This window comes from Rhodococcus sp. O3, assembly GCF_048897285.1.
Classification (GTDB): domain Bacteria; phylum Actinomycetota; class Actinomycetes; order Mycobacteriales; family Mycobacteriaceae; genus Rhodococcus.
This window is the reverse complement of record NZ_JBMBTE010000146.1, coordinates 1-11,186: the sequence shown is the minus strand read 5'-3', so window position 1 is coordinate 11,186 and position 11,186 is coordinate 1. Positions and strand designations below refer to the sequence as shown.

13 protein-coding genes and 1 pseudogene are annotated in these 11,186 nt (G+C 69.6%); 6 read left to right on the top strand and 8 right to left on the bottom strand.

Annotation, left to right across the window (positions count from 1 at the left end; genetic code table 11):
* Together mug and ACN675_RS25185 are read right to left on the bottom strand one after the other, a co-directional pair.
* On the bottom strand, positions 1-575 hold a 575-nt coding region (gene mug, locus ACN675_RS25190), incomplete at its 3' end, for a G/U mismatch-specific DNA glycosylase (protein WP_420753429.1).
* 19 nt (positions 576-594) lie between these two features.
* Entirely contained in the window at positions 595-1,986 is a 1,392-nt protein-coding gene (locus tag ACN675_RS25185; RefSeq protein ID WP_420753428.1) for a carotenoid oxygenase family protein, read from the bottom strand.
* A 126-nt stretch (positions 1,987-2,112) separates the two neighbouring features.
* On the opposite strand from ACN675_RS25185, the gene ACN675_RS25180 reads away from it, so the two are divergent.
* Entirely contained in the window at positions 2,113-2,418 is a 306-nt protein-coding gene (locus tag ACN675_RS25180) for an antibiotic biosynthesis monooxygenase family protein (protein ID WP_420753427.1), read from the top strand.
* A gap of 51 nt (positions 2,419-2,469) precedes the next feature.
* On the opposite strand, the gene ACN675_RS25175 is transcribed toward ACN675_RS25180, so the two are convergent.
* Complete coding sequence (locus ACN675_RS25175; RefSeq protein ID WP_420753426.1) at positions 2,470-2,961, bottom strand: nuclear transport factor 2 family protein; 492 nt, start codon at positions 2,959-2,961, stop codon at positions 2,470-2,472.
* A 255-nt stretch (positions 2,962-3,216) separates the two neighbouring features.
* Here ACN675_RS25175 and ACN675_RS25170 point away from each other — a divergent pair, with 255 nt between their 5' ends.
* Positions 3,217-4,164 carry a winged helix-turn-helix domain-containing protein gene (locus tag ACN675_RS25170; protein ID WP_420753425.1) on the top strand — a complete coding sequence of 316 codons (948 nt, stop codon included), beginning with the start codon at positions 3,217-3,219 and terminating at the stop codon, positions 4,162-4,164.
* A gap of 144 nt (positions 4,165-4,308) precedes the next feature.
* Positions 4,309-5,034: a DUF1906 domain-containing protein gene (locus tag ACN675_RS25165; RefSeq protein ID WP_420753424.1), complete on the top strand. Its 726-nt coding sequence runs from the start codon at positions 4,309-4,311 to the stop codon at positions 5,032-5,034.
* 56 nt (positions 5,035-5,090) lie between these two features.
* Here ACN675_RS25165 and ACN675_RS25160 read toward each other — a convergent pair whose 3' ends face one another.
* Positions 5,091-5,456 (bottom strand): hypothetical protein, encoded by a 366-nt coding sequence (locus ACN675_RS25160; protein WP_420753423.1) that lies wholly within the window; start codon positions 5,454-5,456, stop codon positions 5,091-5,093.
* Between the two features lie 103 nt (positions 5,457-5,559).
* Positions 5,560-6,402, bottom strand: coding sequence for a hypothetical protein (locus tag ACN675_RS25155; RefSeq protein ID WP_420753430.1), 843 nt, complete (start codon positions 6,400-6,402; stop codon positions 5,560-5,562).
* Positions 6,403-6,733: 331 nt separating this feature from the next.
* Here ACN675_RS25155 and ACN675_RS25150 point away from each other — a divergent pair, with 331 nt between their 5' ends.
* The gene (locus ACN675_RS25150) at positions 6,734-8,059 is read left to right on the top strand and encodes a mannosyltransferase (RefSeq protein WP_420753422.1); all 1,326 of its coding nucleotides are present in this window, start codon (positions 6,734-6,736) and stop codon (positions 8,057-8,059) included.
* Here ACN675_RS25150 and ACN675_RS25145 read toward each other — a convergent pair.
* Positions 8,004-8,291: a 4a-hydroxytetrahydrobiopterin dehydratase gene (locus ACN675_RS25145; protein ID WP_420753421.1), complete on the bottom strand. Its 288-nt coding sequence runs from the start codon at positions 8,289-8,291 to the stop codon at positions 8,004-8,006. The two genes, ACN675_RS25150 and ACN675_RS25145, sit on opposite strands and share 56 nt — an antisense overlap.
* A 50-nt stretch (positions 8,292-8,341) precedes the next feature.
* On the opposite strand from ACN675_RS25145, the gene ACN675_RS25140 reads away from it, so the two are divergent.
* The gene (locus tag ACN675_RS25140) at positions 8,342-8,743 is read left to right on the top strand and encodes a (deoxy)nucleoside triphosphate pyrophosphohydrolase (RefSeq protein ID WP_420753420.1); all 402 of its coding nucleotides are present in this window, start codon (positions 8,342-8,344) and stop codon (positions 8,741-8,743) included.
* A gap of 28 nt (positions 8,744-8,771) precedes the next feature.
* Here the strand turns inward: ACN675_RS25140 and ACN675_RS25135 are convergent, their stop codons facing one another.
* Positions 8,772-8,948, bottom strand: coding sequence for a hypothetical protein (locus ACN675_RS25135; RefSeq protein ID WP_420753419.1), 177 nt, complete (start codon positions 8,946-8,948; stop codon positions 8,772-8,774).
* Between the two features lie 72 nt (positions 8,949-9,020).
* A complete protein-coding gene (locus tag ACN675_RS25130) occupies positions 9,021-10,415 on the bottom strand; it encodes an FAD-binding oxidoreductase (RefSeq protein ID WP_420753418.1) in 1,395 nt (464 codons plus the stop codon).
* A 114-nt stretch (positions 10,416-10,529) separates the two neighbouring features.
* Between ACN675_RS25130 and ACN675_RS25125 the strand changes: the two are divergent.
* Positions 10,530-11,186 (top strand): annotated as a pseudogene (locus tag ACN675_RS25125) (hypothetical protein); the annotation flags it as partial.

Genomic DNA, 11,186 nt, shown 5'->3' with positions numbered 1-11,186 from the left:
CCTGGCCGCCACAAAGGCACACCGGCGCGGAGCGCCGGCTCGGCGTAGGCGGTGGCGAGCGAGTCGACCGTGTCGTGGGCGTTGAGTCCGCTCGGGTTCGGCACCACCCACAGCGGGACACCGCCGATCGTCTCGTCCTGCCGGCCTGCCACCGCCTTACGTCGTCCGAAAGCGGTGCGGTAGGCGGTGATTCCGGCGACCGCGACCACCCGTGGCGTGAATTCGGCGACCACGGCGGCGAGCCGTTCGGCACCCGCGCGCAGTTCTGCGGTGGTCAGTTCGTCGGCGCGTGCGGTCGCGCGCGGGACCAGGTTGGTGATCCCGACACCGCGGTCGAGGAGATGCTGCCGGTCGTCCGGGCTCATACCCGCGCCGGGATCGATCGGGCGCGTGATGATCCCGGCGCGCAGCAGCGCGGGATAGAAACGGTTTCCGGGGCGCGCGAAGTGCGCGCCGGTCGCCGCCGTCCACAGACCCGGATTGATCCCGACGAACAGCAACCGGCATCCGGGCCCGATCAGATCGGGGACGACGGCGTCGCGAAACGACTCGAGTTCTGCGCGTGTGAATCCCACACGCCCACCGTAGGGGAGCTCAGGAAGCCGGAATCCATGCCCCGTGCAGACCCGCGGGCACCCGGATCGGCAGCCGCACCCGCGTGAGCGGACCCGACGCGGGATCCTCGGCGGGGAAGATGAGGAACCAGCTGGTCAGGTCGTTGCGATCGGTGGCGATGGTGCCCCAGTATCCGGGTCCGCCGTTGCTGCTCGGCAGGTAGGCCGGTTCGCCCGGCGCCAGCGATCCGCCGAGCCACACGGTCTCGGTGCCCGCGGCGACGTCGAACCAGAACAGTGCGTCCGCATCACCCGCCGGCAGCTCTGTCTCGCCGGATTCACCGACCGTGGCGACGACTCGATGAGTCTCGGTGAGCCGGCGGTCGTCCACGCGGGGGAATTCGATGTTGCGTTCGTGCAGCGTCGTCCGGGTGATCCCGTTGCGTCCGATCACCGCGCGGCGCAGGGCGCTCGGGTTGGGATCTTCGGAGTCGACGAGCCCACCCGGGTACTGCCATTCGACGTAGTCGACGGCAACCGAGCCGTCGGGTAGGTCGAAGGCGTTGGCGGTGTGCCACACCCAGAACGCGTCGGTCGTGTGCCACTGAATTGCGCTGCCGTCGCGAGGAATCAGCGCGATCCGCACACCCAGTTCGGGCTGCCAATCCAGCGGCGACCCTCCCGTGAAGATCCGGCCCAGCTCGAACACGAACGGCGCCAGGATCAGGACGACGTACCGCTCGGTGAGAGCCATGTCGTGGATCATCAACGGCCGATCGGCACCGTCGACGGGTGTCGGGCCGCGGGTCACCGTGCCGTCGGCGGCGATCACCGACCAGGTCAGGTACGGCGCGTCCAGCACGTAGCAGAACGACACCATCTCGCCGGTACGCGGATCGACCTTGGGGTGCGCGGTGAGCCCGACCGGGAGGGCGCCGTCGAAGGTTTCGCGCCCGAGCGTCTCGAGGTCGGAGCCCAGCGCGTAGGGGGAAGCGGCCTCCGCCAGCGCGAGCAACCGGCCGCCGTGCCGGATCACGTTGATGTCCGGGAGTTCCCGGATCGTGTTCGCCAGGTCGGGACCGACCTCCTCGACGGGCGGAAAGTAGGGATCGGTCAGTCCCGACCACAAGGCGCGGCCGGCCTTCTCCTCGGCGAGCACATTGGGTGTCCGGACGAACCGGTTCGTGTATCGCGCTGTGCCGTCGGTCAATTCGACGCGGTGCACCATGCCGTCGCCGTCGATGGGGTAGACGTAGCTGCCGATCGGGTCGAAGCGTGGATTGGGCCCGTTGCGCAGATAACTGCCGTGCAGATCGTCGGGGAGTTCGCCGACGATCTCGAGGCCGCGGACGTCGACCTCCTCGCGTTGGGGAGCGAACAGTCCGCTCAGATGCGGGTGGTGAGCCATGTCGATCGGTGCCGGACGGGCCACGGACGTGATCGTAGTCGCCGGGAAGCGTGGGCGAGGGCGAACCGGCTCGACATTTATCGACACGATGTCGATATGATGTGCCGCGGCGGCCTCGGAAGGTCTGCCCGAACGGAATAAGGAGCATCAATGTTCATCGTCACCAACCGCATCCCGGTCCCGGCCGAGACCGCCGAAGCGTTCGAGAAGGTCTTCGTCGAGAGCATGAACACCACGCTCGCCGGCGTCCCGGGTCTGCACCGGACGACGCTGCAGCGTCCCGTCGGCGACGACGCCCCCTACGTCTCGACGATGGAGTTCGACACCCGCGAGGACTTCCTCGCCTGGCTGAAGTCGGACTCGTTCCGCGCCTCCCATTCCGACCCGAATGCGCCCGGCATGCAGGCCCCGAGCGCGATCGAGCAGCACGAGCTCATCGCGGACGTGCGGAACTAAGGGCGTATCTCCCAATCCCCGTTGAGGAGGATCGGGAGACACGCCCTGGGCTCAGCGCCCGTATCGGTCCGACCAGATGCGGGCGTCCTCGGGCAGGGTGCCCGCCGCGTGCGCGGCGCGGCACCAGCCCTGAGCCATACGCAGGAAGTTCATCGGGTTGTAGGCGTCCTCCTCGTAGCACCACAACCCGTCGCCGCCGTAGTGCAGGATCGTGATGTTCGCGGCCGCATGGTGCGAGCCGTCGCCCGGGTCCTCCATCGGGTTGTCGATCTCGGCGATCACCCACCCGCGGTCGGCGTCGATCACCGACCAGTTCGCGGGAAACGCGGTCATCCGGTTGCCGGGGAACGCACCCATCGTGCGGATCACCCACTCGCGGATCGCAGCGCGGCCCTCGAAACGGCCGTACGCGTGCTCGTAGTAGCGGGCGTCCTCGGTGAAACGGTCCGCGAACAGACCCCAGTCGCCGGTCCGCCGCGCATCCGCGGACGCCTGCTGATACAGCGCGAACGCATCCTCGAGTTCACTGTGACTCCACCCCATGCCGTGTGCCTCACCCCCGTGTTGTGACTCCACCCGTCCCACGCCCTCGCTATACCCCGTGCGGGTGCCGTCCACTGCGCCGGTGGCCCGGCGTGGTCCGGCTCACTATCGCACGCCGATGCCCGCTCGCGGCGGGTCGTCCCACGCGGAGGGAGTGTGTGCGTGCGCCGCTGCGCTCCGGCGATCCGCTAGGGTAATTCCGACGTGCAGGATCGAGAGCGGTGCGGAGACAACCCGCACGCGATTGGGGAAGGTGTGCAGCGCCGGAACGTGGTCGGAACCTCTGCCGAAAATTCGGCCGGTGACGAGGTCGCCCTGCCGCCGTACACGGACCTGTTGTGGCCCACTCTGCAGGCGGTCATCGCCCTCGGCGGGTCCGGCGTCATCGAGGACATCGACCGCGAAGTGATCGACCGTGCCGGCCTGCCCGACGCGGTGCGCACCGTGCTCCACGGCGACGGTCCCGGCACCGAGATCGAATACCGGGTGGCGTGGGCACGCACCTATCTCAAGGGCATGGGCCTGCTTTCGAACACCCGCCGCGGTGTCTGGAGCGTGACCGACCGGGGACGGGCGGTGCGCGAATCCGAGATCAAGCCCATGCAGGTGGCGTACACCGCGGAGAAGCGCCGCAAGCGGCTGGTCCGCAACGCGTCGTCGGGCGCTCAGGTCGTTCCGCTCGTGGCGGCACCCGAGGATCCCGAACTCTGGCGCGAACCGGTGCTGGCCGCGATCGCCGAACTGCCTGCCGACGGCTTCGCCCGGATGGTCACCTCGGTGCTGCGCGCCGCCGGATTCACGACCCTGACGATCCCCGCGCCCGGTTCCGTGCCGGACAGCGAACCCGACGACGCGGACGCCGCCGTCGAGGGCACCGGTGTGCTGCGGGTCTCGCTGCTCAGCTTCTCCGTCTTCTTCCGGTTCGTGCGCGGCCCCGAGCGGGCCGGCGCCGACGTCGTCCGCGAGTTCCGTGCCGCAATGGTGGGTCGCGGCGACAAGGGTCTGCTCGTCACCACCGGTTCGTTCACCGACGACGCCCGCGCGGAGGCGCACCGGCACGGCGCACCGCCGATCGACCTGATCGACGGCGACGGCCTGTGCGACCTGCTCAAGGAACACGGGCTCGGCGTGCGCACCACGGTGCGGACGGTCGAGGACGTCGCGCTGGTGCCGGCCTACTTCGCGGATCTCGCCGGTCGATAGGTCGCCGGTCGATCGCTCGCCGGACACCCCGGTTTCGCGTGTTACCCCTGTGGCGGGTGGGGATGTGATGCAATACCCGATGGTGCCCACCCCGGACCTCGGGGACGGTGATCTTCTCGACCGAACCGGCTGAAGCGAGGTGCGATGAGTATTTCCCGGCGGGAACTGTTGCGATACGCGGCGATCGGCTCGGGAGCGGTGTGGCTGTCCGCCGTGGCCGCGCCCGGCGTCGCGCAGGGCCGGGAGGTCCTGGGCACGATCGTCGACTATTCGGCGGATGTCCCGTCCCCGCAGTCGATCCGCGCGGCCGGGCACATCGGGGCGATCCGGTACGTCTCGGACCGGCGGCCCGGAGCGGAATGGATGCTCGCCAAGCCCCTGACCGAGGCCGAGGCGACGGACCTGACCGGGAGCGGCCTCGAGGTCGTGTCCTGCTATCAGTTCGGCAAGGCGGACACCGCCGATTGGCGAGGGGGCTTCGACGCCGGCGTCGAGCACGCGACCCGCGGCCTCGAACTGCACCGCGCGGCCGGTGGTCCCGACGATCGTCCGATCTACGCGTCGATCGACGACAATCCGACGCCGCTCGAATTCGCCACCCTGATCGCGCCCTATCTGCTGGGCTGGCAGTCCGTGGTCGGCCGCGAGAACACCGGGGTCTACGCGAACTCGCCGACGATCGACCTCGCCGTCGTCGCGCAGCTCGGTTCGTTCTACTGGCAGCACGATTGGGGCACCCCCAAGGGGTACGTGCATCCGCTGGCGAACCTGCATCAGATTCCGGGGCAGAAGTCGATCGACGGTATCGGCATCGACGTCAACCACGTGCTCACCGAGGACTACGGACAGTGGTCCCTCAGCGCGGTTTAGAAGCGCGGGCCAGAAGCGCGGGTTAGCACTGCCGGGCCGGTTGGAGGCTGCGGGCATCAACTCTGGCAGTGCTGCGCCGGATCGTCCTCGGCGGCGGTGACCACGAGCGTGGGTTGTTCGGCGTCGGGTGCGTCGTGGTTGCCGCGCCACGACAGCAGGGACCACCGGGACAGCCCGGACAGCGCGGATCCGAGGCTGCCGAACGACAGCGACGACAGGGCCGACCCCGCGGAGCCGACGGATCCGATGGACAGGATCGAGCCGACACTGCCGATCGACAGGATCGAGTAGGCGGAGCCGATCGAGAGGATCGAGCCCTCCGACCGGATCGACAGGATCGAGCGGTGCGACGCGATCGAGCGGATCGACCGGGTCCGGTCGCTCCTGCACTGCTTTCCGGCACGGGTCGGGAATTCGGCCATGCCCCGGTCTACCACGTGCCGACGGTCGTACGGACGGATACGCGAAACGACGAGACCGCCGGGGCGAGTGCCCCGGCGGTCTCGAACGACACGGTGTTGCGCGTCAGCGCACCGTCACCAGGCCGATGGTCGGCAGGAAGGAGCACGAGCGCGGCTCGGCGTCCGGCGTCTGGGTGGTGATACCGCCCGAGATCACCGCGACGACATTGCCCGAGCCGGTGTCGGCGATCGCGCTGAGCGTGGCCGGTCCGTCCGGGTTGATCTTCGCTTCACCCGTGAGCGGCTGGGAGCCGGTCCGGCCGTTGGAGACGTTGATCCAGCTCACGGTGAGCGGGCTCTCCTGCGTCGCGGCGAGCGGAGCGGTGCCCAGGGCGGTGAACACGAAACCGGTCTGGCCGGCGCCCGGTCCCGGAGGCGGCAGCTTCGACGGTCCGGCGACGGCCAGCGCGGTGCCGACCGAGTCTGCGGTGTCGCTGATGCAGCCCTCACCGAGGGTCGGGTACAGGAACTGGGTGATCACGACGCTGTTCGGGTCCGGGATGTCGGGCCCGCCGCCGCCGCTGCCGTCCAGGAACGTGATGACACGCTGCAGGGTGGACTTGATCGAGTCGGGCAGCTCGGAGTTCTCGAGCAGCTCCTTGGCCTGCGCGAGCAGGTCGTTCTTGCCGTCGTCCGCGATATCGGAGGGGCCCGCAGCGGCACCGACGATGGCCGGGGCGAGGGAGGCGAGCGCCTCGATCTCCTCGCGGTTCGCGACCTGGTTCGCGAGCAGGTTGGTGAGCGCCTCGATGGACAGGTCCGCAGGCACCTCGAAGGGCAGGGCACTCGTGAGCTGCGCCAGATCGGGAATGACCGGGGCCGGTGGAAGCGGTTGCGCGACCGCGTGCGTGGGCACGATCAGTCCCGCAGTGGCGGCGAGTGCGCACGTGATGAGCGCCCGTCGCATTCCTCGAGTACGAAGCACTGTTCCCCATCCTTGTCGTTGAAGCCCCCGGCGGTCCGTGAGGGCCGCGGAGCTGACGGCTCGAGGAGACACTCTATGTAGGCCCCCCGTTCGGTACAAGCCGTGGCGCTTGATTTGCGCCGAAGCCAGGACCTGCCGGGAGTGTAGCTACCGTGTCTTCCGAATGGTGGTATCCGGTAGACCGTAACCCCTAGCGGGTGTTGCTGCTGGGGTTGGAGATAAAACTGTTACTCCTGGGACCAGCGTTTTCCGGGCGATACCCGCGAGCCGATACTGTGTATCTCCGGTCCTCGGGCGAGCCGGGGTCCCTCGGATGCGCCGGGATATCTCGGATGCGCCCGGGCCGACGACCACGGGAGGCTGCACCCCAGTGCCACGATCCGCCCGCCTCCAGCGCAGTCACGAATCGCAGCGTCTGTGGTGGTGCGCGGCGCTGCTGCTCGTGTCCGTCGTGGCCCGGCTGCTGTGGGCCTTCCTCACCCCCAACGGTCTGAATCTCGTCGACCTGCACGTCTACGTCGAGGGCGCGGCGAGCCTGCTGCAGGGCGATCTCTACGACTTCACGTACTCGCGGGACACCCCCGACTTCCCGCTGCCGTTCACCTACCCGCCGTTCGCGGCGCTGGTGTTCTTCCCGCTGCACTACCTGCCGTTCGGTTTCGTGGGCCTCGTATGGCAGCTGCTCACCGTCGCCGCGCTGTTCGGCATCGTGCGCATCGCGCTCGAGCTGCTCGTCGGCGCCGACGCCCGCAACACCCGGTGGACAGCGGTCGCGCTGGTGTGGACCGCGATCGGGGTGTGGACCGAACCGGTCCGGATGACCCTCGACTACGGGCAGGTCAACGTCTTCCTGGTGCTGGGCATCATGATCGCCGCCCGCAGCAGCCGCTGGTGGATCTCCGGCGGGCTCGTCGGGCTCCTGGCCGGCATCAAGCTGACCCCGGCGATCGCGGGGCTGTATCTCCTCGCGCGGCGGCGCTGGTCCGCTGCCGTGTTTTCCGCCGTCGTGTTCTTCGGGACCGTCGCGGTGAGCGTGCTGGTCCTCGGCGAACAGGGCCGGAAGTACTTCACGACGTTCTTCGGCGACGCCGACCGCGTCGGTCCGGTCGGATCGGTGTGGAACCAGTCGCTGCGCGGCGCGCTCAGCCGCATCGTCGGTCACGACGTCGGTACCGGAGCGCTGTGGCTGATCGCGGTCGCGGTCTCGGCGGCCCTCGCCTACGCCGCCTGGCGGGCCCTGGGCCCCGACGACCGCCTGGGCACGCTCGTCGTCGTCGAGCTGTTCGGGCTGCTCGTCTCGCCGATCTCGTGGGCCCACCACTGGGTGTGGGTCGTGCCGATGCTCGTGTGGCTCGTGTACGGCCCGCTCGCCGGGCGCCGCGGAACCCGCGTGATCGCGGCGTGCTGGGCGGTCACGACCCTCGTCGGCGTGCCGTGGCTGCTCGGCTGGGCCCAGGACTCCATCTGGGACATCTCGCGGCCCGCGGTCCTGTCGTGGCTCGGCGCCGCGAACGTGATCGGCGCGCTCGCGGTCTACGTGTGGATCGTCCACGCGGGACGGACGCAGCCGCCCACGGATCCGGTCATTGCCCGGCCAGGGAGTCGATCCGGTGGGCGAGAGCCGGATCCGACGCCGTGATCCCGCCCGCGGAGTGGGTCGAGAGCGTGTACGTCACCTTGCGCCACCGGATATCCATGTCGGGATGGTGATTCATCTCCTCGGCGGCCTCGGCCACGCGGGTGACCAGGGCGATCGCGTCCGGAAAGGTTGCAGATTCGATGGTCCTCACCAGAGAATTCCCCTCCCTGGACCAGCCCGGAAGTTCGGCGAGGGCGGCGTCGATCTCGGTGTCGGAGAGAAGCTCGGCCATGACTCATTCTGGGACGACGCAGCACAGGACCGCAACGACAGGAGCAGCAGATGACCGACGGCCCGGGTGAAGTGGTGGCGGCCGCGCTGTTCCGCAACGGGCGGCTGCTGCTCGCGCAGCGCACCGCACCCGCCGAACTCGCGGGACTGTGGGAGCTTCCCGGCGGCAAGGTCGAACCCGGCGAGACCGTCGAGGACGCGCTGCGCCGCGAACTGCGGGAAGAGCTCGGCGTCGACGTGTCCGGGGGCGAACGCATCGGAGCGGCGGTACCCCTGACGGACGGCCGGATGCTGTGCGCCTACCGCGTCGAACTGATCGACGGTGTTCCCGCCCCGCTCGAACACTCCGCGCTGCGGTGGGTCGATGCGGCGGAGCTGGCGACGGTCCCGCTGGTGCCGAACGACCGGGAGTGGCTGCCGGACCTGCAGGAGCACCTGCTGCGGAGGCCGTAGAACCCGCATCGCGGAACCCGCGCCACGCTCAGGCGGCGCGCGCTTTTTCGAGCCGCTTCTTGAGTTCCTTCTTGCTGAGGTCCTCGTTCTCGAGCTTCTTCATCCGCATGATCACGACCGGGCACTTGAGGCAGCGGGTCTTCTTGCGGCAGCACTTCTTCTTCGGGGTGAGACTCGCGATCTTGTGCACTTTGACCTTGCCCATTCGCGTTCCCCATCCTGCCTTCCACGGACGTGCTCGCGGTCACCCGACCGTGGAAGGCAGGTTAGCATTCCCTTACCGAGTTGTGGGAGAGCCGTGTACCGGGAAATTTCCGCGCACGACGCACCGCGGATCCGTAGATTCCTTGACGTCGCGCAGGCGGCGCAGCGTGTCGGGCGTGAACGCGACCTCGGCGCCGTCGTGGTGACCGAGCATCGACAGGGTCAGCGGGCCGGCGTGCCACGGCTCCAGGATGTCGAGGGCCGCGTCGATCGCCGCCTGCGCCGGCTCGATCGCCTCCGGGACCGGCGCCATCGCCAGCATCATCGCCATGTACTCGGCATCGACCCGTCCGCACGCCGCCGGTCGCGCGGGATCGTCCCGGAAGGAGCCACCGAGATGCCGGACCTGGGCCTGCACCAGCCCGCACGCGGGGTCGGACACCCGGTCGAGCAGCGCGGTGAGCACCTCGTCGTCCAGCGAGACCAGCGACCCGGATCCGGTCAGCGCGGGCGACGGATCGACCGGTTCCTCGCACACATCGCCGATCGTGCTCGGCCGCAGTGGACCGATCGTGCTGCGCAGCACCGTCCCGACCCCGGCGATCGGGCGCAGCAGCGCCTCCAGGGTCGCGGCGCCCCCCAGCAGCACCGCGTCCACCGCGCAGAACGACCTCCCGCGGATCTCCTCGGGCAGCTCCGGGATCGGCGGGAAGTGCAGCACCGACGCGAACAGCGTCAGCTCCCGCGGCGCCACCGTCGTGACCTCAGCGAACGCCCGCCAGACGCGCGGGGCGTCCTCGACCGGGAACAGCAGGCGCCCACCGGCCATTTCCGGTGCCGGCACCAGCGCGATCTCCACGGCCGTGACGATTCCGAACTCTCCTCCGCCGCCGCGCAACGCCCACATCAGCGATGCGTCGGTGGAATCGTCCACCCAGCGGTGTGTTCCGGTCGCGTCGACCAGTTCCACCGCCCGGAGCGACGCGGCCCCGGTGCCGTGGGCGCGACCGAACCAGGACAGGCCACCGCTGAGGCAGAACCCCACGACCGTGACGTCGGGACTCGAACCGAGCATCCCGGTGAGGCCGGTGCCGTCGAGCGCGGACTGCAACTGCCCCCACTTGACGGCCGCCCCGACCCGGGCGACCCGGGCGTCGGCGTCGATCCAGATGTCGTCCAGGGCGGAGGTGCGGATCAGCAGCGCCCCGTCGAGCGCGGTCGTGGCGCCGTGCCCGCCGGGCTGCGCGGTCACCGGCAGCCGGTGCTCGATCGCGAAGCGCACGGCGTGCACCACGTCGGCCGCGGTCCGGGCGTGCAGCACCGCGCACGGACGCTGCGGAACCGCCAGGTTCCAGGCCTGCGCGGCGTGCGGGAACTCGTCGTCGGTGGGCAGGATCAGCGCGCCGTCGATGCGGCCGGCGAGGTCGGGGAACGGGATCTGCGGGACGGTCGTCGATGTTGTCGTCATGCGGAGAAGCGTGTCCGCGTCCGGCCGGCGGAAGAATCCCCGACGTGCGGGGAATCGCGACCCCCAGAATTCTGGGGTGTACCAAGATCGGGTAGGTCCTGCACACTTTTCGAGGTGAGAACGTTCCGCGCCGAGGCGGCCCGCGCCGGCATCGAATCCCTGTCCCGCGCCGGACTTCCGTGGGACGCGTTCGGGATGGAAGCGCTCGACATCCTGGAAAGGGCGGTGCCGTTCGAAGGGGTGTGCCTGGCCACCATCGATCCGTCGACCACCCTGGTCACCAGCTCGATCAAGGTCGGGATCGAGGATCCGTGCGAGGAGCTCTTCGCGCACCACGAATACGTGGAGGACCGGGTGAGTCTGTTCACGGATCTCGCCCGCCGCGACGTGGGCGTGAGCATCCTGCACGACGAGACCGCGGGCGACCCGTACCGCAGCTCCCGGTTTCGCGACCTCATCGAACCCCATTTCGGATTCGGGCACGAGCTGCGTGCCGCGATGAAGGCCGGCCGCAGGACCTGGGGTGGGATGGCCGTCTACCGGGCCCACGAATCCAGCGGTTTCAGCCCGGCCGAAGCCGACTTCGTGCAGAGCGTGTCCGGGCTGCTGGCGCGCGGCGTCCGGGCCGGACTGATCGCCACCACCGCCGAGGCCAGGGCGGAGTGGGCGGAACCGCTGGACGGGCCCGCCGTGGTGGTCTTCGATGCCCACGGTGAAGTGGAGCTGGCCACACCCGGCGCCGAGCAGCGCGTCGAGGAACTCGGCGGCTCG

Bases quoted from the DNA above. Each gene is read 5' to 3' on its own strand.
- ACN675_RS25180 (WP_420753427.1), top strand. From the start codon at position 2,113: ATGTTCATCGTCACCAACCGCATCCCGGTCCCGGCCGAGACCGCCGAA.
- ACN675_RS25175 (WP_420753426.1), bottom strand. From the start codon at position 2,961: ATGGGGTGGAGTCACAGTGAACTCGAGGATGCGTTCGCGCTGTATCAG.
- ACN675_RS25165 (WP_420753424.1), top strand. From the start codon at position 4,309: ATGAGTATTTCCCGGCGGGAACTGTTGCGATACGCGGCGATCGGCTCG.
- ACN675_RS25160 (WP_420753423.1), bottom strand. From the start codon at position 5,456: ATGGCCGAATTCCCGACCCGTGCCGGAAAGCAGTGCAGGAGCGACCGG.
- ACN675_RS25155 (WP_420753430.1), bottom strand. From the start codon at position 6,402: ATGCGACGGGCGCTCATCACGTGCGCACTCGCCGCCACTGCGGGACTG.
- ACN675_RS25150 (WP_420753422.1), top strand. From the start codon at position 6,734: ATGCGCCGGGATATCTCGGATGCGCCCGGGCCGACGACCACGGGAGGC.
- ACN675_RS25145 (WP_420753421.1), bottom strand. From the start codon at position 8,291: ATGGCCGAGCTTCTCTCCGACACCGAGATCGACGCCGCCCTCGCCGAA.
- ACN675_RS25140 (WP_420753420.1), top strand. From the start codon at position 8,342: ATGACCGACGGCCCGGGTGAAGTGGTGGCGGCCGCGCTGTTCCGCAAC.
- ACN675_RS25135 (WP_420753419.1), bottom strand. From the start codon at position 8,948: ATGGGCAAGGTCAAAGTGCACAAGATCGCGAGTCTCACCCCGAAGAAG.
- ACN675_RS25130 (WP_420753418.1), bottom strand. From the start codon at position 10,415: ATGACGACAACATCGACGACCGTCCCGCAGATCCCGTTCCCCGACCTC.